19 protein-coding genes, 3 pseudogenes and 1 riboswitch are annotated in these 20,087 nt (G+C 68.6%); of the genes and pseudogenes, 10 read left to right on the top strand and 12 right to left on the bottom strand.

Translation table 11 applies throughout. The annotated features are described in order from the left end of the window. Nucleotides 1–94 precede the first annotated feature (94 nt). On the top strand, nucleotides 95–880 hold the full coding sequence (locus ACX25U_RS38155; protein ID WP_454386864.1) for an aldehyde dehydrogenase family protein: 786 nt from the start codon (nucleotides 95–97) through the stop codon (nucleotides 878–880). Here the strand turns inward: ACX25U_RS38155 and ACX25U_RS38150 are convergent. Then, nucleotides 866–2,245: an FAD-binding oxidoreductase gene (locus tag ACX25U_RS38150; protein WP_454386862.1), complete on the bottom strand. Its 1,380-nt coding sequence runs from the start codon at nucleotides 2,243–2,245 to the stop codon at nucleotides 866–868. The two genes, ACX25U_RS38155 and ACX25U_RS38150, sit on opposite strands and share 15 nt — an antisense overlap. A 239-nt stretch (nucleotides 2,246–2,484) precedes the next feature. Between ACX25U_RS38150 and ACX25U_RS38145 the strand changes: the two genes are divergently transcribed. Together ACX25U_RS38145 and ACX25U_RS38140 are read left to right on the top strand one after the other, a co-directional pair. Then, entirely contained in the window at nucleotides 2,485–3,207 is a 723-nt protein-coding gene (locus ACX25U_RS38145; protein ID WP_454386860.1) for an ABC transporter substrate-binding protein, read from the top strand. Next, nucleotides 3,173–3,379, top strand: a complete 207-nt coding sequence (locus tag ACX25U_RS38140) for a transposase (protein ID WP_454394698.1) — start codon at nucleotides 3,173–3,175, stop codon at nucleotides 3,377–3,379. The genes ACX25U_RS38145 and ACX25U_RS38140 overlap by 35 nt, the downstream gene beginning before the upstream one ends. Before the next feature lie 107 nt (nucleotides 3,380–3,486). Here ACX25U_RS38140 and ACX25U_RS38135 read toward each other — a convergent pair whose 3' ends face one another. Then, nucleotides 3,487–4,674 (bottom strand): TauD/TfdA family dioxygenase, encoded by a 1,188-nt coding sequence (locus tag ACX25U_RS38135; protein WP_454386858.1) that lies wholly within the window; start codon nucleotides 4,672–4,674, stop codon nucleotides 3,487–3,489. A 193-nt stretch (nucleotides 4,675–4,867) separates the two neighbouring features. Here ACX25U_RS38135 and ACX25U_RS38130 point away from each other — a divergent pair, with 193 nt between their 5' ends. Next, the gene (locus tag ACX25U_RS38130) at nucleotides 4,868–5,152 is read left to right on the top strand and encodes a hypothetical protein (RefSeq protein ID WP_454394857.1); all 285 of its coding nucleotides are present in this window, start codon (nucleotides 4,868–4,870) and stop codon (nucleotides 5,150–5,152) included. A gap of 64 nt (nucleotides 5,153–5,216) precedes the next feature. Here the strand turns inward: ACX25U_RS38130 and ACX25U_RS38125 are convergent. After that, nucleotides 5,217–5,522 (bottom strand): annotated as a pseudogene (locus tag ACX25U_RS38125) (transposase); the annotation flags it as partial. A 509-nt stretch (nucleotides 5,523–6,031) separates the two neighbouring features. On the opposite strand from ACX25U_RS38125, the gene ACX25U_RS38120 reads away from it, so the two are divergent. Together ACX25U_RS38120 and ACX25U_RS38115 are read left to right on the top strand one after the other, a co-directional pair. After that, nucleotides 6,032–7,642: an FAD-dependent oxidoreductase gene (locus tag ACX25U_RS38120; protein ID WP_454386856.1), complete on the top strand. Its 1,611-nt coding sequence runs from the start codon at nucleotides 6,032–6,034 to the stop codon at nucleotides 7,640–7,642. Between the two features lie 2 nt (nucleotides 7,643–7,644). After that, nucleotides 7,645–9,603: an oxidoreductase gene (locus ACX25U_RS38115; protein ID WP_454386854.1), complete on the top strand. Its 1,959-nt coding sequence runs from the start codon at nucleotides 7,645–7,647 to the stop codon at nucleotides 9,601–9,603. Nucleotides 9,604–9,663: 60 nt separating this feature from the next. Here ACX25U_RS38115 and ACX25U_RS38110 read toward each other — a convergent pair whose 3' ends face one another. The 4 genes from ACX25U_RS38110 to ACX25U_RS38095 form a co-directional block, all read right to left on the bottom strand. Continuing rightward, nucleotides 9,664–10,812 carry an acyl-CoA dehydrogenase family protein gene (locus ACX25U_RS38110; RefSeq protein ID WP_454386852.1) on the bottom strand — a complete coding sequence of 383 codons (1,149 nt, stop codon included), beginning with the start codon at nucleotides 10,810–10,812 and terminating at the stop codon, nucleotides 9,664–9,666. Between the two features lie 33 nt (nucleotides 10,813–10,845). Further along, the gene (locus tag ACX25U_RS38105; protein WP_454386850.1) at nucleotides 10,846–11,406 is read right to left on the bottom strand and encodes a MerR family DNA-binding transcriptional regulator; all 561 of its coding nucleotides are present in this window, start codon (nucleotides 11,404–11,406) and stop codon (nucleotides 10,846–10,848) included. 162 nt (nucleotides 11,407–11,568) lie between these two features. Continuing rightward, nucleotides 11,569–11,760, bottom strand: a complete 192-nt coding sequence (locus tag ACX25U_RS38100; RefSeq protein WP_454386848.1) for a hypothetical protein — start codon at nucleotides 11,758–11,760, stop codon at nucleotides 11,569–11,571. Beyond that, nucleotides 11,757–11,957, bottom strand: coding sequence for a MaoC/PaaZ C-terminal domain-containing protein (locus ACX25U_RS38095; RefSeq protein WP_454386846.1), 201 nt, complete (start codon nucleotides 11,955–11,957; stop codon nucleotides 11,757–11,759). Before ACX25U_RS38095 ends, ACX25U_RS38100 begins: the two co-directional genes overlap by 4 nt. A 408-nt stretch (nucleotides 11,958–12,365) precedes the next feature. Between ACX25U_RS38095 and ACX25U_RS38090 the strand changes: the two are divergent. Beyond that, nucleotides 12,366–13,217, top strand: a pseudogene (locus ACX25U_RS38090) (aldehyde dehydrogenase family protein); the annotation flags it as partial. A gap of 93 nt (nucleotides 13,218–13,310) precedes the next feature. On the opposite strand, the pseudogene ACX25U_RS38085 reads toward ACX25U_RS38090, so the two are convergent. Beyond that, nucleotides 13,311–13,952: pseudogene (locus ACX25U_RS38085) on the bottom strand (integrase core domain-containing protein); the annotation flags it as partial. A gap of 86 nt (nucleotides 13,953–14,038) precedes the next feature. Continuing rightward, complete coding sequence (locus ACX25U_RS38080) at nucleotides 14,039–14,593, bottom strand: group II intron maturase-specific domain-containing protein (protein WP_454386844.1); 555 nt, start codon at nucleotides 14,591–14,593, stop codon at nucleotides 14,039–14,041. Between ACX25U_RS38080 and ACX25U_RS38075 the strand changes: the two genes are divergently transcribed. Beyond that, nucleotides 14,585–14,914, top strand: a complete 330-nt coding sequence (locus ACX25U_RS38075; RefSeq protein ID WP_454386842.1) for a hypothetical protein — start codon at nucleotides 14,585–14,587, stop codon at nucleotides 14,912–14,914. The genes ACX25U_RS38080 and ACX25U_RS38075 overlap by 9 nt on opposite strands. Here the strand turns inward: ACX25U_RS38075 and ACX25U_RS38070 are convergent. Continuing rightward, complete coding sequence (locus ACX25U_RS38070) at nucleotides 14,909–15,901, bottom strand: IS3 family transposase (protein ID WP_454386841.1); 993 nt, start codon at nucleotides 15,899–15,901, stop codon at nucleotides 14,909–14,911. The genes ACX25U_RS38075 and ACX25U_RS38070 overlap by 6 nt on opposite strands. A 32-nt stretch (nucleotides 15,902–15,933) precedes the next feature. Then, complete coding sequence (locus ACX25U_RS38065; RefSeq protein WP_454386839.1) at nucleotides 15,934–16,317, bottom strand: hypothetical protein; 384 nt, start codon at nucleotides 16,315–16,317, stop codon at nucleotides 15,934–15,936. A 305-nt stretch (nucleotides 16,318–16,622) separates the two neighbouring features. Between ACX25U_RS38065 and ACX25U_RS38060 the strand changes: the two genes are divergently transcribed. Beyond that, the gene (locus ACX25U_RS38060) at nucleotides 16,623–17,975 is read left to right on the top strand and encodes an IS110 family RNA-guided transposase (protein ID WP_454386838.1); all 1,353 of its coding nucleotides are present in this window, start codon (nucleotides 16,623–16,625) and stop codon (nucleotides 17,973–17,975) included. A 69-nt stretch (nucleotides 17,976–18,044) separates the two neighbouring features. Continuing rightward, nucleotides 18,045–18,410 (top strand): group II intron maturase-specific domain-containing protein, encoded by a 366-nt coding sequence (locus ACX25U_RS38055; RefSeq protein ID WP_454394696.1) that lies wholly within the window; start codon nucleotides 18,045–18,047, stop codon nucleotides 18,408–18,410. 419 nt (nucleotides 18,411–18,829) lie between these two features. On the opposite strand, the gene ACX25U_RS38050 is transcribed toward ACX25U_RS38055, so the two are convergent. After that, entirely contained in the window at nucleotides 18,830–19,897 is a 1,068-nt protein-coding gene (locus tag ACX25U_RS38050) for a hypothetical protein (protein WP_454386837.1), read from the bottom strand. Between the two features lie 56 nt (nucleotides 19,898–19,953). Beyond that, nucleotides 19,954–20,063, bottom strand: a riboswitch (SAM riboswitch). Nucleotides 20,064–20,087 lie beyond the last annotated feature (24 nt).

Below are 20,087 nucleotides of genomic sequence, written 5' to 3'. Positions count from 1 at the left end.
CTTTCTTGACGTTCAACGTTATATCTCATCCTGATGTCCCCGTCCACTCACTTCGCACCCGCTCCCGACGGGAGGCCGGAAACGATGACGACTGGTGAGACGAGCACGGCACCCCCTGCGAGCCGGTACCGCCTGGCCGGGAAGTGGCTGGAAGCGGACGCCGACCGGACCCTCCCGGTGGTCTCACCGGTCGACGGGTCCGTCATCGGGGGGTGTCCACGAGTACACGCACGGCGAGATCGACCAGGTCTTCGCGACGGCGCAGCGAGCCAGGGCCCGCTGGTCGGCCCGACCGCTCACCGAGCGCACCGATCTGCTGCACCGGTTCGCCGACCTGCTGGCGGAGAACGCCGCGGAGGTCGCGGACGTGCTGATGATGGAGGTTGCCAAGGCCTGCAAGGACGCCAAGGACGCGGGCGCCGCGGGCGCGGTGCTCGTCCACGGCGGCGGCCGGGACGGCAACCTCGTCCAGCCCACCGTGGTCGACCACGTGACCGAGGAGATGGACCTCGCCTGGGTCGAGCCCTTTGCCCCCGTGCTCCCGGTAATCAGGGTGCGCAGCGCGGCCGAGGCGATCCGGCTGGCCAACCGGTCCGAGTACGGGCTCCAGACGGCCATCTTCACCAGCGACATCGACATCGCCATCCAGATCGCGGCCCGGTTGGACGTGGGAACCGTCCAGGTCAACGGCCGCACCGCCCGCGGCCCGGACTACTTCCCGTTCCTCGGGACGAAGGCGTCGGGCATGGGCACGCAGGGCGTCAGGCCGTCGATCGAGGCGATGACCCGGGTGAAGTCCCTGGTGGTGAACCTGCGCGAGAAGGACTTAGGCGGCCGGGTCCGACGCGAAGGTGCTGCGGGCCGCTCACGGGACCCGTAGCACCTTCCCGGGGTTCAGGATGTGCTGCGGGTCGAGGAGCTGCTTGATGCCGCGCTGCACGCCGAGGCCGACCGGGCCGAGCTCGCGCTCCAGCCACGCGACCTTCAGCGTGCCGATGCCGTGCTCGCCAGTGATCGTACCGCCGAGGTCGAGGCCGAGCGCCATGACGTCCTCGAAGGCCTGCTGGGCCCGTTCCACCTGCCGCGGGTCGTCCCGGTCGAAGATGACCGTCGGGTGGGTGTTGCCGTCGCCCGCGTGCCCGTTGCAGGTAATGAGCAGCCCGCTCTCGCGGCTGATCCGCTCGATGCCCGCCATCAGCGCCGCGAGCGCGGAGCGGGGCACGCACACGTCGTCGGCGAGGAAGGCACCGAGCCGCTCCAGTGCGGGCTGGAGCGCGCGCCGCGCCTCCAGTAGCAGGTCCGCCTCCTGGGCGTCGGCCGCCACCAGCGCCTCTCCCCCGTGCTTCGCTGCGGCGCCGACGAAGCGCTCCAGGTCCCCGGGGGCCTGCTCGCCGCGGTCGGACTGGGCGATGAGCACCGCCCGGGTGTCCGGCGGGAACCCCAGGTCCCGGTAAGCGGTCACCGCCTCGACGGAGGTGCGGTCCATCAGCTCCAGCATCGAGGGACGCACGCCGTCGGCCATGAACTCCGTCACGGCCGCGCAGGCCGCGGCGGCGGACGGGAAGAACGCGACCGCGGTACGGGGCGCCGCAGCGGGCGGCACGAGGGCGACGGTGATCTGCGTGATCACGCCGAGCGTGCCCTCCGAGCCGACGAACAGCCGGGTGAGGTCGTACCCCGCCACGCCCTTGGCCGTGCGCCTGCCGGTGCGCAGCACCTCGCCGCTCGCCAACACCACCTCGAGCCCGCGCACGAAGTCCGCGGTAACGCCGTACTTCACGCAGCACAGCCCACCGGCGTTGGTAGCCACGTTGCCGCCCATCGTGGACTGCCGGAAGGACACCGGGTCCGGCGGGTAGCACAGGCCGTGCTCGGCGACCGCGGCCGAGAAGTCGGCGTTGATGACGCCCGGTTCGACGACGGCGACCTGGTCAACCGGATCGATCTCCACGATCGCGTCCATCCGCTCCAGGCTCAGCATGATGCAGCCCTCGATGGCGTTGGCGCCGCCGGCCAGTCCCGTGCGCGCGCCCTGCGGCACCACCGGGACGCCACACTCCCCCGCGACGGTCAGCACGTGCGCGACATCCTTGGTACGTCGTGGTCTGACCAGCGCAAGCGGGGTGCCGCTCGCGCAGAACGAGGCGCTGTCGGTGCGATGCGCGGCCAGCACGTCCGCATCGGTGACGAGCTGTCCGGGGCCGAGTCCGGTGGCCAGCAGGTGCAGTGCCCGGGGTGCGTCCATGCCCCGAGGGTATTGCGTCGCGTAGTTGCAGTCTATCGTTCAACGTGAAATTATTGGAACGCCGCCCGCCGGGGCTTGGACTATGCAAGTGCACTGTGCGCAGAAGGTCTCGTACTCGCTTCGCTCCCCTGACCGCCGGGCTGCTCGCCGCGGCCACCACCTGCGTAAGCGGAGGCGGAGGCGGAGGCACCGCGAACGCCGGCTTGGACAAGGGCGGCTCGGGAACCATGCGGGGGACGATGTACCCCGCCCAGTCCTACCGGCTGCCCGTGCTGCTGGCACAGGAGAAGGGGCTGTTCAAGAAGCACGGCCTCAAGCTCGACATCACCGAGCAGCCCGCCAATCTGCAGGACATGCAGGGGCTTTCGGCCACGAAGAAGTCGGACGTCGGCATCATCATCGTGGGCACCCTCGGCCAGGGCTGGCAGGCGGGCAGCGAGGGCAGGTTCTTCTGCGGCGGCATCAAGGTGCCGCAGACCACGCTGGTGACTCCGGTGGGCAGCAAGCTGCCGTCCATCGAGGACGGCGCCGACTGGAAGACGGTGCTGAACCCTGCTCGACGAACGACGGGTCAACCTGGCTCAGTGCCGGGTGCGCGCGGCCGATCAACTGCACGCGCTCCTGCGCGACCTATTGCCCGGCGGCGCACCCGTGCAACTGTCGACCGCCGAGGCAGCGGAACTGCTGCGCCGCATCCGTCCGGCCGGAGTGGTCGAGACGGTTCCCAGCAACTGGCCAAGGATCTGGTCATCGAACTTCGCAGGCTCGACGAGCCGTTGGCGGCGATCGCCGAGCAGCTGCGACACGCGGTCGACGCGTCGCGCAGCACTCTGATGGATACACCCGGGATCAGTCCGGTGCGGCCAGCCGACTGCTGGCCCGCACCGGACGACCCGGCCGGTTCCTCACCGCGGCGTCCTACGCGAACTGCTTGCACCGATAGAGATCGCCCGTGCGGATAAGGCCCGCCACCGGCTCTCCCACGCTGGTGACCGGCAGCTCAACTCGGTCCTGCATACCACCGCGGTCATCCAGATCCGGATCCCGGGAAGCCCCGGACGGGCCTACTACGACCGGAAGATCGCCGAAGGCAAGACCTCCAAGGAGGCCAAGCGGTGCCTCAAGCGCCGCTGACCGATCACGTCTGGCGCATCATGATCGCTGATCCGCGACGCAGACAGCGAGCCACCCAAGCCGCTTGACAGATACAGAGACACCCCGGGATCGGGACGTGGGGCTGGTCAGCCGAGGAGGGCCACCTGCGTGTCGCGCCTGCCGGTGTACGGCGCCCGGCCGTGCGCGGTGTTGAAGTTGTCGATGATCATCACGTCGCCCTGCTGCCACGGGAAGGCAACCGTGACTTGGTGCAGTTTCGGGTACAGCGACAGGATGTCGTCCATCCCGATCGGCGACCCATCGCCGAACTGGGTGACCAGCGGGTGCGGTCGGTCGGCATACACCCGTGCGTTGAGCTCCATCCGCTCGGCCCCGATGGCCTCCTCGGTCTCGGCCATACCGGCGATCTGGTTGAACCACAGCTCGTCGCCCGTGACTGGGTGGGTGACGATGCCAGGCGAGAAATTGCTCACCGTCAGGGAGTCGCCCTCCCACTCGTACTCCATGCCCATCGCAGTGATGTCCCGCTCGGCGGTAGCGCGGTCGGTGGTGTCGAACGCCTCGGTCCAAGGACGGTGGTACCTGTCCGCGGTCGCGTTGCCGGTGCTCCAGTCGGGGGATCGAAAGTTTCGCACATAGCGGATCCCCTTCTCCTTGATCTTGTCGTAGAACGCGCCCTGCACTAGGGCGCTGAACCGGCGCATGTCGCCGATGATCGTCTCGCCGCCGGTCTCGGCGGGCACCTTGCTGAAGAAAGCGAGCTTCGCAGGCCACCGCGGGAGGTAAGACATCTCCTGGTGGAGGTGCAGGTATCCCTCGGGGGGCAACTGCGTGGCCTCGTAGGCCCGGCCCTCGATATCTTTACGAGGGGTCGCACCGCCGCTGTAGCCGAACTCGGGCTCTGGGTAGGGCGCGGCGAGCCCAGAGAACTCCGCCGAGGTGCGAATGGGGAAGCCGCGGAGGACGACACCACCCACGATGGTGACGAGTTCGTCCAGGACCGGCCGGTGGGCGAGGAACCACTCGAGTGCCTCGTCATAGGTCACGATCGCACCGTCGAGGGGGCGGATGAACAGCGGCAGTGACTCGTCGACCTGCGGGTCGAAGCCTGTCTGAACTCCGTCAAGCCTGTCCCGCAAGGCCGTGAGGCGTTCATCGTCGGCGGGGAGCATACGCGACTCCTTGTCTGGCAGGATTCCTGCGGATCCAGTATTCGGGAGGTTGACGTTCAGCGTCAATCGTCGGTTTGTCATGACTTGACTCTGGTGCCCGGTGGTGGTGAAGAGGAGGAGTGCGGCGGCGAGGTTGCCCACCGTGAGCGGCGCGACGGCGATGGGACGTGTCGGAGGCATGGTCCTACAAGTGGCGCCGCCGTCCCTCCGAGCCGACGAAACGCGAGGTCAGGCGGAGGATGCTGGCCGAGAGGATCCGCTACTTCTTCAACCGCTCCGGCCGGACGTACGGCTCGCCGAGGATCACGCTGGATTTGTGGGAGGGGGCTGGCAGGTGTCGCAGAATACCGTCGCCGAGATCATGGCCGAGCTCGGCCCGCAGGGCCGCAAGCCGCCTCGCCGGCGCCGCTCACTCACCCGCCCCGGCAAGCGGAAGACCGCTCCTGACCGGGTGCGGCGCACGTTCGACGCCATCGCTCCGAACGTGCTGTGGTGGGACGACATGACAGAGATCGACACTGGCGAGGGCAAGCTCTACCTCGCGAGTGTCCACGACGCGTTCTCCCGCCGGGCCCTTTGGCAGCGCTCGCGGTCGCCGGTCCAGGACTTGGGCAGGTAGAGCTCGCGGTCGACCAGGGTGTGGCCGCGGGTGGTGGCGTAGGCGGCGAAGACGCCGATCTGGCTGGGGGCACCCCCTCTGGGGGATTCTCGGTCCGGCCGGCGGTGCCGAAGTACTGGCGCTGCGCGCCGGCGGAGGTGGTTCCCTTCTTCACGAAGCCGGTGTCGTCCACGATCAACACCCCGTCTGCTTCGCCGAGTTGTTCGGCGACGTACGCCTGCAGGTCGTCGCGGATGTTGTCGGCGTCCCAGCGGGCGCGGGAGAGCAGGTGCTGCAGGCCGTCCGGGGTGGCGTGGCCGGCGTACTCGGCGAGCTGCCAGCCGCGCTTGCGGCCTACCGGGCCGAGCAGCCCACGCACGTAGTCCCGCATGCGGCGACGGGCTTCCACCCGGGGGAAGCGGGCTCCGGTCCGCAGGAAAAGTTCTTCGAGTTCTTGTTCCCACACGCTCGTCGGCATGTCGTTGATCACGACAACGGACTGCTCGGCACGCTGCCGTTGCATGCGGCGCGGGCACACGTTCGCGGGACGGCCCGTCCAAGACCGTCCCGCGACCACCACACACCCGCTACACTCCCCACCGCCAGGCCGTTGACCAGCGGAAATCTAAAAGTCCGGCTGGAGTGTAGGAGACCGCGGCGGAGGCCATGACGAGGAGGACGGGCAGGATCCGGGCCCGCACGGGCTGGGTGACGGCCGGTGCGGACTCGCCCACACGTCCGATGGCTTCCGGTGGTTGAGCGGTCATCGGATGCGCCTCCCCAGCTCGGCCGGGGCCCGCTGTCCCCGCGGCGTCCCCCGGTGCTGCACCCCACCCGAATAAATTTAACCCTATACGTCAAGCGTGTAATCAAGTAAGTTCCCCCGTGAGGAGGTGGCACGTGGACGAGTACGACGTGGTGGTGCTGGGCACCGGAGCGGCAGGACTGACCGCCGCGCTGGCGGCGGCAAGCCGGGGCGCCTCGGTCGGGCTGTTCGAGAAGGCCGAGCGCGTCGGCGGAACGACGGCTCTCTCCGGGGGTGTCGTCTGGTTGCCGGCGAACAGGCATGCCGCGGCGGCCGGAGTCGACGACAGCCGCGAGCGGGCACTGACCTATCTGGACTCGCTGTCCAACGGCAGCATGCGCCGGGAAATGGTGGAGGCCTTCGTCGATGAGGTGGCGCCCACCCTGGACTGGCTGGAGCAGGAGACCCCGCTGCGGCTGAAGCCGGTCCCCGGCTATCCCGACTACCATCCGGAGCATCCCGGCGGAATGCCCGACGGGGGCCGCTCTCTGGAGCCGGAACTGGTGAGCACAGCCGGACTCGGACCCTGGCGGGACCGTATCGTCGGGGAACCCCGACGCCTGTACATCGGTGAGATCCCCAGCGGCGGCGGGACCGGCGTCATCGCTCCCGAGCGGATGCGGCAGCGGGAGGCGGACTGTCTGGAGGGCCTGGGACGCGGACTGATCGCAGCCCTTCTGCAGGGCTGTCTGGAGCGCGGCGTCGAGCCGCGCACCGGGATGAAGGCACGCGAACTGCTGGTCGAGCGCGACCGCGTCGCCGGCGTCCGGTTCGACCACGGCTCGCACTCCCACTGGATCCGGGCCCGCAGGGCGGTGATCATCGCCACTGGCGGCTTCGAACACGACCAGGACCTCGTCAGGGACTTCCTCCGCGGGCCGGTCGAGCATCCGCCGGGAGTGAAGAGCAACACCGGCGACGGACTGCGGATGGCGATGCGCCTGGGAGCCCGGCTGAGCGCCATGCGGGAGGCATGGTGGGTACCTGTGGTGCTCGTCCCGGGCGCCGACGGCACTCAGTTCCCCACCCTGCTGCTGCGGGAGCGCACCCTGCCCGGGACACTCATGGTCAACGCCGAGGGGCGGCGATTCACCAACGAAGCCGCCAACTACAACGCCCTGGGCGCCGCCTTCCACGCCTTCGACGTCGTCTCCTTCCGTTACGCCAACCTTCCCGCGTGGTTGGTACTCGACGACGCCTGCGTGAAGAGCTACGGCGTCTTCGGATCCGTTCCCGGCACCGAGGCGCCGGGATGGCTGATCCGGGCGGACACCCTGGACGCCCTCGGCGAACGGATCGGCGTCCCCGCCGACGCGCTCACCGCCACGGTCGAGCGATTCAACTCCTTCGCCCGGGACGGGAGCGACCCCGACTTCCACCGGGGTGAGAGCGTCTACGACGGCTGGTGCGGCGACCGGACCCACTACCGCACCCCGCAGGCGACCCTCGCCCCGCTCGCCACGGGCCCGTACTACGCGGTGCCCGTGCACCCCAGCACGCTCGGTACGAAGGGCGGCCCGGCAACCGCCACCCACGGCGCGGTCCTCGACGTCGACGGTCGTGTGATCAAGGGCCTGTACGCGGCGGGCAACGCCATGGCCGCACCCACCGGCATGGCGTACGGCGGCGCCGGGGGCACCCTCGGCCCGGCCATCGTGTTCGCCCGTCTCGCCGGACAGCACGCCGCGCAAGGCCAGGAGGTCTGAGCATGCCCGAGCAGGAGCAGGACAGCCTGCTGTTCCGGCCGATCCGTATCGGCACCATGGAGCTGCGCAATCGGATCATGCTGCCGCCGCACGGCCGGCTGACCGGCGACCCGTTGGGCTCCGAACGCCAGGCGGCGGCCCATCTCGCGTACTGGCGCGAGCGCGCCGCGAGCGGGGCCGCCTGGATCTGCGGGCTGAACGCGTTCGTCGGCAACACCGTCATCCCCGGATTCGAGCCGACCGGCCTGGGCGCCACGACCCGCGGGGTCTTCCGGCATCCGCTGTTCGTGGAGCGGACCGCCCTGTTCGCGGAAACGGTCCACGCGCAGGGCGCCTACGCCTCCGCCCAGCTGATCATGCAGGGCGGGATGCCTCACTCACCGTCGGGCGTCCTGGCCAACCACACCAACAACCAGGTACCGCACGTGCTCACCCGGGAGGAGATCGCCTGGTTCGTCGAGGAGTACGGCTTCTCCGCGGGCCGGGCCAGGGCGGCCGGTCTCGACGGCGTGGAGCTGCACGCCAACCACGAGGACCTGCTCCAGCTGTTCCTCTCCCCCGCCACCAACCACCGCGAGGACGAGTACGGCGGTGACCGGGCCGGCCGGATGCGGCTGCTGCTGGAGATCCTGCGCCGGATCCGGCGGGAGGTCGGCCGGGACTTCACCGTCGGAGTGCGGCTCAACATGGACGAGTTCTTCGAGGGCGGCTACGGACTCGAGGAGGGCCTGGCCATCGCCGCCGACCTGGAAGCCAGTGGCACCATCGACTATCTGCACTGCGTGGTCGGCAACAACTGGGGTGCGCCCAGCTACATCCAGCCGCACCACTATGCCGTCGCCCAGTGGTCCGGCCTCGCCCGTCGCTTCAAGGAGACGCTGGGCCTCCCGGTCGTCTACACCGGCCGGATCGCGACGGCCGACGCGGCGGCCCGAGTCGTCGACGAGGGGGACGCCGACGTGGTCGGCATGGCCCGGGCGATGTTCGCCGACGGCGACCTGGTCGCCAAGGCCCGTGGCGGACGCGCCGACCGGATCCGGCCGTGCGTCGGCACCAACGACTGCCTGCACCGGGTCGTCGTGGAGGGACTGCGGTTCGGCTGCTCGGTGAATCCCCGGACGGGGCGGGAGAGCGAACCGCCGCTGTCCCGCGCCGAGCAGGCCAAGCGGGTTCTGGTGGCCGGCGCGGGCCCCGCGGGGCTCGAACTGGCCGCGCTCCTGGCCGAACGCGGCCACCGCGTCAGTGTGTGGGAGCGCGAGCACGAGGTCGGCGGGCAGATGCGTGTCGCCGCACGGGCTGCGGAGAATGCCGCGTACGCGGACTTCCTGGCCTTCCAGGAACGTCGCCTCGCCGAACTGGGCGTCGAGGTGAAGCTCGGCCACGCCGCAGTGGCGGATGCCGTGGCGGACGCCGGATTCGACGTGGTCGCCGTGGCCACCGGCGCACGGCCCCGCCGTCCCGGTCTGCCCGGAGTGGACCTGCCGTTCGTCGCCGAGGGCCGCGACGTACTGCTCGGCCGGACGGAGGTGGGCCGCAGGGTGCTGGTGGTCGCGATGGAGGATCACATGCAGCCGCTGACGATCGCCGGCCACCTCGCCGACCTGGGGCGGGAGGTGACGGTGCTCTATTCGACCCCTGCGATCGCCCCGCTGGTGGGGAAGTACTCGATCGGCGCGCCGCTCGCCAAACTGTCGGCCGCGGGCGCGCGGGTGGAGGTGATGGAGCGGGTGGCCCGCATCGAGCCGGACCGGGTCGTCTCCCGCCACGTCTACTCCGGAGCCGCCCGCGAACACACCGGCTACGACTCGGTCGTCCTGGCCTGCGGCGGAGAGGCGGAATCCCTCCTGCACCACGAGCTACGGGGCCGGGTGCCGGAGCTGCACGTCCTGGGAGACGCCTACGCGCCGCGCCGGATCTCCTTCGCCACCCGGCAGGCGTACGAACTCGCGCGGTGCGTCTGACCGCGGGACCGCCTGGGTTGGACGTCATGCGGCCGTGGCGCGTCCGTTTCCTCACACGGCTCAGAATCCGAGGTCCCGGCCGATGATCTCCTTCATGATCTCGGTGGTGCCGCCGAAGATGGTGTGGATTCTGGCGTCGCGCCAGGCCCGGGAGATCGGGTATTCGTCCATGTACCCGTATCCACCGTGCAGTTGGAGACAGGTGTCGGTGGTGCGCTTCATCAGTTCAGTGGTCCACCACTTGGCCTTCGCGGCCTCGACCGGACTGAGCGTTCCCGCATTGAGCTCCAGGATCGCCCGATCGACGTAGACCTGGGCGAGCTCGATCTCGGTGGCCATCTCGGCGAGTTTGAACCGACTGTTCTGGAAGCTGCCGATCTTCTGTCCGAACGCCTTGCGTTCGTGGCAGTACTGGACCGTCCAGTCGAACGCGGCCCGGGCCACGGCGACGGCGACGACCGCGATCGACAGCCGCTCCTGAGGCAGGTTGCGCATCAGGTAGGAGAAACCCTGGTTCTCCTCGCCCAGCAGGTTCCCCACCGGCACCCGGACGTCCTCGAAGACGAGCTCGGCGGTGTCCTGCGCGTGCATGCCTGCCTTGGCGAGCCTGCGGCCGCGGCGGAAGCCGGGCATGTCCCGTTCCACGACGAGCAGGCTGATGCCGCGCGCGCCGACCGCCGGATCCGTCTTCGCGACGACGATCACGAGGTCGGAGTGGATGCCGTTGGTGATGAACGTCTTCGTGCCGTTCAGCACATACGCGTCACCGTCACGCACCGCGGTGGTGCTCACCGCCTTGAGATCGCTGCCCGCGCCCGGCTCTGTCATGGCGATCGCCGTGACGAGATCACCCGTGCAGAAGCCGGGCAGCCAGCGTCGTTTCTGCTCCTCGGTCCCCAGCTCCAGCAGATACGGCGCCACGACATCGTTGTGCAGCCCGAAGCCCGAGCTGAGCGAGGCAGCACCGCAGCGCGCGAACTCCTCGACGAGTACCGCGTTGTAGCGGAAGTCCGCCTCGCCCCCACCGCCGTACTCCGTGGGGACGGAAGTGCCGAGGAAACCCGACTCCCCCGCCACACGCCACAGTTTTCGGTCGACCAGACCTTCGGCCTCCCAGCGGTCGTACTCGGTAGTGACATGCCGCTTGATGAACTGACGTACAGCGTCCCGGAAGGCATGGTGCTCCGGTTCGAAGAGGTTGCGTTCCATCGGCAGCTCCGGCGGTTGAGAGGTTGCGTTCGGTCAGCTCGCCTCGCGGTTCGCGTCGTCCTCCCCCTGACCGACCCAGCGCAACAGCTCCGACACCGGAGACCTGTGGGAACGGGGGGACGCAGCGGCTTCGTTGACGAGCTCGTACAGGCGGTTGAGAACCCGGATGCGATGGTCGAGCTCGGACAGCTTCTCCCTGAGGATCGCCTTGGTCCGCGCCGACGCGGCGGTACCGGTGAGCGCGAACTGGCCCAGTTCGGCGATCTCTTCGAGTCCGAACCCGAGTTGTTTGAGGGTCCGGGCGCCCTCGACGTAGAAGATGTAGTCGCGGGGGTAGCGACGGGTGCCTCCCGAGGTGCGCTCGGGAGCGGGAAGAATGCCGAGCTCCTCGTAGTAGCGGATGGTCCGGGTGGACACGTTGGCCTGCTTGGCCAGTTCCCCGATGCTGAGGAGCTCGCGCTTCGCACCGCTCCTGGACGCGGCGTCCGCCGGCTTGCCGCCCGATGTGCTCGCGTCGGCCTCCGAACGAGTGGTCTCGCCTGGTTCGCCGGCCGATGACCGCGTGCGCGTCGACGACGCGCGCCGAGCTGCCATGATGCTCCCCTTTCCAGATACGTGCGCCAAGCGCCTACATTTGACGGAACCCGTTAAGGGTATCAATCCCCGCTGTCGGCGCGGACGCCGACCGGAGTTCCTTGGGAGCGCTCCACCGGAGACTACTCCGACCCCCTCGACAGTCCGGCCCGCATCGCACGCTCAACGCCGGGACGCTTCCGGATCGGAGCCGGTCCGGATGGCACTGCGCGCCGAGACGACGACCTCGTCACGCTGGTTGAGGATGTCCTCTTGAAGGGTGACCACACCTCCCGGCGCTTTGTCCTTCTTCGCCACGGCCTCCATCACGGGATGGATGGTGTCGCCGATGAAACACGGAGCCTTGAAGGTCACCTGCTCCACGCCCAGGAAGGCGATGACAGGTCCGGCAGCAACGGAATCAGGCCGGCACCGCACGAGAGCACGAGCAGCCCGTGAGCGATCCGCCGCTTGAACGGCGTGGTCTTGGCGTATTCGGCGTCCATGTGCAGCCCGAAGTGGTCGCCCGCCACGCCGGCGAAGTTCACCACGCGCGTCTCCGTGATGGTCACCCCGTGAACTCACGCCTGTCGCCGACGGCGAGCTGGTCGTAGTACCGGTCGAACATGCTCACTCCTCGCTGGAGTTCTTCGGACCGCGCGAGACGGCACCCAAGAAATACATCCTTGACGTTCAACGTTATATCTCATCATGATGTCACGGTCCAGCAGCGCTCCGCCGGACACTCCGCGCCGACCGGAGCGTGCCCACAACGGAGGGTCGGACATGACGGTGGCAGGCAAAACGATCAGCGCATCGGGGAGTCGGTACAGGCTCTCCGGCCGGTGGCGGGAAACGGACGAAGGCCAGGCCCTACCGGTGGTGTCACCGGTCGACGGGTCCGTGGTCGGGGGTGCCCACGAATTCACACGTGAGGAGATCGACCTGGTCATTGCGTCCGCGCGCCGGCCCAGCCCCGCTGGGCAGCCCGGCCCCTGACCGACCGCACCGATCTGCTGCACCGGTTCGCCGACCGGCTGGCGGAGAGCGCCGCGGACATCGGGGACGTGCTGATGATGGAGGTGTCCAAGCCCTGCAAGGAGGCCAGGGACGAGGTCGTCAGATCCGCCGACTACATCCGACACACCGCCGAGGGCGTGAAAAGGATCATCGGAGAGTCGCAGTTCTCCGACGCGTTCCCCGGCCGGCGGCGCGACAAGCTGGCCGTCGTCCACCGCGTCCCGCTGGGTACCGTCCTTGCCATCCCCCCGTTCAACTACCCGGTGAACCTCGCGGCCTCCAAGATCGCGCCCGCTTTGGCGACCGGCAACGCGGTAGTGCTGAAGCCGCCCTCCCAGGGGGCGTTGAGCGCGCTCCTGATGTGCGAACTCGCCTATGACGCCGGAGTCCCGCCCGAGGTCCTGCAGGTGGTCACCGGCCGCGGCTCCCGTATCGGGGATCATCTGGTCCAGCACAGCGACATCGACCTGATCACCTTCACCGGCTCCTCCCGGACGGGCGTCGATCTGGCTCGTAAGGCCGGCATGGTCCCGCTCCTGTTCGAACTCGGCGGCAAGGACCCGGCGATCGTGCTCGCCGACGCGGATCTGGAAGCGGCCGCCGCCGACATCGTCGTCGGCGGCTTCTCCTACAGCGGCCAGCACTGCACGGCCGTCAAACGGGTACTGGCGGTCGACAGCATCGCCGACGAGCTGGTCGCGCGGATCACCGAGAGGGCCGCACGGCTCACGGTCGGCGATCCGCGGAACAACGCCCAGATCACCCCGCTGGTCGACCCGGAGACCGCGACCGGCGCGGTGCATGGTCGATGACGCAGTCGCAGCCGGCGCCGTGCTGGTGCACGGCGGCACCCGGGAGGGCAGCCTCATGCAGCCCTGCGGGTGCCGATTAATCATCCGGGCTGCTCAGGCGGCATGTTGGTACTCGTGGAGGGTTCCGCCGAGTCGGTCTCGCCGATGGATCTCCAGGTGTCTAATCTGCGCTGGGGTGGTGATCGGTTCGGGTAGTGGGCGAAGCGGCGCGGCTTGCTTCAGCGCTCGGTGGGGTCGATGCCAGTTGTAGAAGGACTCGAACTCGCAGAGCGCATGCAGAAGGTGGCTCTGGTTCCAGATCAAAGTGCGGTCCAGGAGCTCCCTGCGGCAGGTCTGTATCCAGCGCTCCACAAGGGAGTTCATTCGCGGAATCCGGACGCCGCTGGTGACGACCTTCAGCCCGGCGTCGGCCGGCAAGGCGTCGAAGGCGGTGGTGAATTTCGAGTCGCGGTCCCGGATCAGGAACTTGGCCCTACTGCCCACATCCTGCAGGTCCATGACGAGGTTGCGGCCGAGCTGCACGATCCACTCCGCGGACGGGTGTGCGGTGGCGCCCAGGATCCGGACGCGCCGGCTGGAGTGCTCGATGACGGCGAAGACGTACAGGCGCGCCCCGGTCAGGGTGCGGGTCTCGAAGAGGTCGCAGGCGAGCAGTGCGTCGGCCTGGCTGCGCAGGAAACCGGCCCAGGTGGTGCTCTGCCGTTCGGGCGCGGGCGGGATGCCGTGCGCGTGGAGGTCAGGTAGCCCGAGGGGATCTCACCCTCGGCTCCCACAGAATCCGTACGTGACAGTCTCCCGTCATACGGCTCTTGTCGTTCTGGTCATCTGACGGCCGGTTTCACCCGGATCCAGTGAGCGAAGTACCGAGGCTGACGGGCGGCAGCGGCGCGCATGGCATCGAGGGCCTTTCTCCATCCCCGCAGTTTCTTGTACTTGTTTCTGATCCACCGCAGCAGGTAGGTGTTGATGCGGTGGAGCAGGGGCGTCAGCGCCGAGCGGTGGAAGGCCCCGTAGTAGGCCATCCATCCCCGCACGACCGGGTTGATCATGCGTGCGAGGTCGGCTTCGGTGCTGCTGACGCGGTGGTCCAGCCGCCAGGACCGCACGACCGCGTTCATCTTCTTCAGGGCGTCCTTGCCGGCGGCCGGAAGGAAGCAGGTGTACTGCACCCCGTCCTTCCGGCGGGCCGCACGCGGTTGGAAGGTGTACCCCAGGAACGTGAACGACGTGTACTCGAAGGCACCGCGCCGGTTGCTGTCCTTGCAGTACGCAATCCTCGTCTTGTCCGCGTGCAGTTCCAGTCCGACCTGGGCCATCCGCTCGTGCAGCGCGGCCAGGACCCTGCGGGCCTGGTACTTGGTGGTGCAGTGCACCACCGGGTGAGTCGGCGGCGGGAATCTCCCCCGCCGCCGACTCACCGGTGCCTGGTCGTTTCAGGCACCGAAGCCGACGCTGAGGTCCTGCGCGAGGAGATCGCCGGATTCCTCTCTGTGATGGGCCTGCGCCTGTCACCGGAGAAGACTCTGATCACCCACATCGACGAGGGCCTCGACTTCCTCGGATGGCACATCCAGCGCCACCGCAAGCGAGGCACGTCCAAGCAGTACGTCTACACCTATCCCGCACGCAAGGCCGTGCAGGCTGTGACGGGCAAGGCGGTAGCTGTCAAGTCAAATGAAACGAATGTGCAGCTATGAACTGTGTTGCTGTGGTTCGCTTCGTCGGGCGGGGTCGTTGATCCACGCCTGCTGGGGAATCTTCGGCGGCACCGGCTGGCGGTTGAAGCGTTCGGGATGCTGCTCGAACGCGACTGTGAGGGTGGCCGCCCGTTGCTCGCGGACGAGTTCGGCGGTGCCGAAGTGGACGCTGGCGGGGGCGTGGTAGCCGATCCCGGAATGCCGGTGGACGTGGTTGTAGTGCGAGACGAACGCGTCCATCCACTCCCGCGCATGGGCGAGGGAATCGAAGCGTTCGGGGTAGTCCGACTGGTACTTCGTGGTGCGGAACTGGCTCTCGCTGAACGGGTTGTCGTTGCTGACCCTGGGCCTGGAGTGGCTCCGGGTCACGCCGAGATCGAGGAGCATCTGGGAGACCTGCCTGGAGGTCATCGAGGTGCCGCGGTCGGCGTGCACGGTGTGCGGCACGATGCCGTTGCGGTCGATCGCCTCACGGATCAACTCCTCTGCCCGCGCGGCAGATTCGGCCGCCTCGACGGTGTGCCCGACGGCGTAGCGGGAGTAGATGTCGAGGATCACGTAGCCGTGGTACCAGATCCCCTTCGCCGGGCCGGCCAGGCGCGTTATGTCCCAGCTCCATACCTGCGAGGGACCGTCGGCCACGAGCTCGGGAACCGTGCGGGGCGGGTGGGTGGCCTGACGACGGCGTTCGCCGTCCTGCCCGGCCTCCTTCAGGATCCGGTACATGGTGCGCTCGGAGCAGTGATAGCGGCCCTCGTCCAGCTCACGGGCGTAGATCTGCGCGGGCGGCAGGTCCACGTACTCGGGCCGGTTCATCAACGCCAGCACTGCCTGCCGTTCGGCGTCCGACAAGGCGTTGACCGGTGCCGGCCTCGGTGTCCTGGGTCCGGGCGGGGCCGGGTTCAGCCGCCGGTGGTGGGTGGCTCGGGAACGTCCGGTGATCCGGCACGCGGCCACGATGCCCAGGTACGGGGCCAGTTCCTCCACGGCCTCGTGGAGGAGAGGCTCCAGGGCGTCCTTCAGTCCGCGCTCTCGGAGAGTGCTTCCAAGAGCGCGTGAGTTTTTCCCAGCACATCCAGCGCGGCATCCCGCTTTGCAACCTCCTTCTCCAGCCGCTCCACCTGCCGCCGCAGTTTGTCGTTCTCGGCTTCGGCGGGGTGCCTCTTCGGGCGGGTGGGGCTGGTGCGGTGGTCGGTCAGCTTCTCCAGCGCGCCGGCGTCTCTGGCCTGGCGCCACTCGATGACGTGGGAGTGGTACAGCCTCTCCCGGCGCAGAATCGCGCCCTTTTCCCCGGCGGGGGCGGCGTCGTACTCGGCGACGATGCGCAGCTTGTACTCGGCCGAGAAGCGGCGCCGCTTCGGCCGCGGCGCGGGATCCTGCTCGGAAGGATTGGTGCTGGTCATGCGGGTGATGCTCCTGTCGTGCCCGCCCACAATATCTGATCATTTTGGGGCGTCTCACCCAACGGTGTCAGAGTCCCTCATATCCCCTGCGGGGACGCCTCACAGGCGTGAAAATGGGCCGTGGTGGCCGCCCGTCGACGTCGCTCCCTCTTTGGGACAGTGAGCCCGGGACAGAGTCTGGCGCCGGGGCCGGCCGGAGGGGCCGCGCACTGTCGCCTTCGAGCACGCCGTTCAGATTCTCGTTTTCCCCTCACGGCCCTGCGGGTGGCTGCCGCCCGCAGGGCCGTGTGAGGGAGGGGACGTGGATGGACGAGTCCGAGGCGGTCGACCAGACAGCGGAACTGGTGGAGCGAGTCGCCGCGATCGATGTGGCCAAGGCATCCGGGATGCTGTGCCTGCGTCTGCCGCACGAAAGGATCGAGGGACGCCGCACCCAGCGGGTGTGGAACGTGGGCGCGACCACGAACGCCATTCTGGAACTGGGCGATCACCTGCTCTGCCAGGGCGTCACCCGGGTGGTCATGGAGGCGACGGGCAGCTACTGGAAGTCGTGGTTCTACCTCCTCGAAGCCCGCGGCCTGGAATGCTGGCTGGTCAACGCCCGCGACGTCAAGAACGTCCCGGGCCGCCCCAAGACCGACAAACTCGACGCGGTGTGGCTGTGCAAGCTCGCCGAACGGGGCATGCTCCGGCCTTCCTTCGTGCCGCCCAAGCCGATCCGGGAACTGCGCGACCTGACCCGACTCCGCTCGGTCTTCATCAGCGAACGCAGCCGTAACAGGCAGCGCATCGAGAAGGTGCTGGAGGACGCACAGATCAAACTCTCGTCGGTGGCCACCAACCTCTTCGGCGTCTCGGGACGCGCCATGCTGGAGGCGCTGATCGATGGGGAGCGAAGTCCGCAAGCACTGGCCGGTCTCGCCCGTGGCCGGCTGGTCTCCAAGCACGATGCGCTGGTGGAGGCACTGACCGGCCAGTTCGACGATCACCATGCCTACCTGTGCCGGCTGCTGCTGGAAACCATCGACCGGATCACCGTCCAGGTGGACGAGCTGTCGCAGCGGATCACCGCCCAGCTCGCCGGGATCCGTCTGCCGGAGGCGGACGGGGGCACAGGCCGGCCCCGCGGTGCCCCGGGCGGTACCGGCGGGGCGGACCTGTTATCGCTGGTCGAGCGTCTGGACGAGATCCCCGGGATCGGCCGGACTGCAGCCGAGGTGATCGTTGCTGAACTCGGCCCGGACATGCGAGTCTTCCCGACCTCCGGCCACCTGGTGTCGTGGGCCAAGCTCGCGCCTCGCACGATCCAGTCCGGCGGCAAGAACACCTCGGGGCCCACCGGGCACGGCAACCCGTGGCTCAAGGGGATGATCGGGGAAGCGGCGATGGCCGCGGCCCGAACCGACACCTTCCTCGGAGCCCGCTACCGCAGACTCGTCAAACACCGGGGACACAAGAAGGCCATCGTCGCGGTGGCCCGGTCGATGCTGGTGATCGTCTGGCACATCATCAACGATCCCGCCGCCCGCTTCGAAGACCTCGGGCCCGACCATCACCAACGCCTGGCCAACCCCGTCCGCAAGACCCAAGCCCTCGTCCGCCAGCTCCAGACCCTCGGCCACCAGGTCACCCTCACCCCCGTGGAAGCTGTGGGCTGAGCACCACAACCGCTCCAAGCCCGTCCGCCCGGCTGGCGCCGAACGGACGCTGCCGCCTGCCCCGCTGATCTGGGATTTTCCGTTCAGAGGGAGGTCAGGACACTCTGCCGACAGATGGACACGAGCCAGCCGCTCGATGCCCTGTTGCGCCAGCTCAATCCGGCGCTCGAGGGCTGGTGCGTCTACTTCCGCCCCGGCGTGTCCAGTGCCTCCTTCGGCTACCTGAGCTACTACACGTGGCAACAGGTCGGCCGATGGCTGCGCCGCAAACACCGCCGGTCCAGCTGGAAGGACCTGCGCCGCCGCTACTACAAGGGCGGTGTCTGGTGGCCGGCCTCGGAGGAACGATCACTGTTCAATCCGGCGAAAGTAGGCACGACACGCTACCGATACCGGGGAGCGAAGATCCCAACTCCCTGGCTGGTCACGGGATGAGGACTCACAGAAGCCCATGACAGGGCTTGTGGAGCGCCCGGTGCCCGGAAACGGGCACGCCGGGTGCGGGAAGCGGCCCGGGGAAACGGGCCGGTCGGAAGACCGGAACCGCGCCCCGGACCGACTTCACAGTCCGCCGTGCCCCTCGGTTCCTCGACACAGGGCCTGACCAAGCACCTCGTCGCCCTCGGCCTGTGCGTCTGCGCAGGGATCCTGATGGCTCTTCAGGAATCCCGAAGGTCCATCACGATCTACGCTGATCCATCGCTCCCGTCTGCCGGGCTGACCTGCGGCAACGGGAGATGAAAGCCAGGACGAACCCGCGGGATGTCGCATACTCGGGAGCTGCTCGCTCTCCGCCCTTCGGCTGGACGGAAACAACAGGGCACAGGACACCGCGGCCTGGGGCCGTCAGTCGCTCACAGCTCGGCCAGAGGCACGTGGCAGCGTGTCCAGTGGACGCTCCAGTCGCCATCGAGCGGGGTGTAGCCGGCCTCCCGCACCCGTTCCGTCGCTTGTTCCAGGTGGCTCCGCAGTTCTTCGAGACTGCCGCTGCCCGGCTCCTTGCTGCCGGGATCCAACTCCAGCTGGAGGTACATGACGTGGTCCTCTCCCCGGTGCTCCGCGGTGAACTCGACGGTGTAATAGCCGTCGCTGCCCTGGCTGTAGATGCACACGTAGTGCTGCGTGATCTCGTCCGGATCGAAGCCGTACTGTTCGAACACTTCAAGGGTCTCGTACGGCGGGTTCGTGACGTCGCACGAGCTGGAGGACCACTGGATCTGCCATGGGCCGTCCGGGGCCCATCCCTCCCTTTCCAGCCTTGCCCGGGCGAGTTCGGTGAGGGTGGTGAGCGTTTCGAACCAATCTCCGTCGGTGTACGAGCTGATGTCGCCGCCCAGGTGATAGGCCGACTCCTTCCCCGTTCCTTCGGTGAAGTCGTCCACGACCGTCAGAACGCAGCCGGCGTCCTCCTGGTACTCCACCTTCGCGTACCGCCGCTTGTCCTCCTCGTCTCCCCAGCGGGTGCCGGGCATGCCGGCACCCGTCCGGGCAGCTGTTCCGTCGGCCTCCTCGCCCTCCGCAGACACCGGGTCCGGCTCCTGCGGCCCGACGGGTGCGCGCCGGCGAGGATTGGGGCAGACCGACTCCAACCGGGCCTTTCCGATACGGCTGCTGGCCAGCGACCCGGGAACGCGATCCCCCTGGCTGACAGCACGTGCCTGAAGGGGTCGGTCCGCGCTGCGGTAGAAGGCGACGTCGAATCCGCTGTCGAGCCACTGGTCGAAGATCTCGTCCGTTCCTGGCCGGCCGGAGCCGCTCGCCTCGGCCGTGCAGAACAGCGCCCGGGCAGCGTCAAGGCCGATGGTCACCAGGCCCGCGCGGCCCGGCTCTGCGACTGCGGACACGGCGGGTTCGGGCGTCGGCTCAGGCTTCTGGGCCTGCCGCCCCATCGGCACTTCGGGGATCGCGTCGGAAACGGGCACGGGCGGTCAACCCTCCGGAGTCGATGGACCCCGGTAGTGCACGTCCGCACCCCGGTGATCTGCGGTTTCCCAACGCACCGCGCGCTGGGCCGGTCGTCACCCGGGGCATCCGCGGCGAGCCGGATGTCGTCCAGCAAGCCGGGGCTTGACGCTGGAACTCGTGACCGGGCGCGAAGCTAACACCCGTCCG

The organism is Streptomyces sp. JNUCC 63 (genome assembly GCF_054366325.1).
Note: the sequence above shows the minus strand (reverse complement) of the source record. Positions and strands in the feature narration are given on the sequence as shown.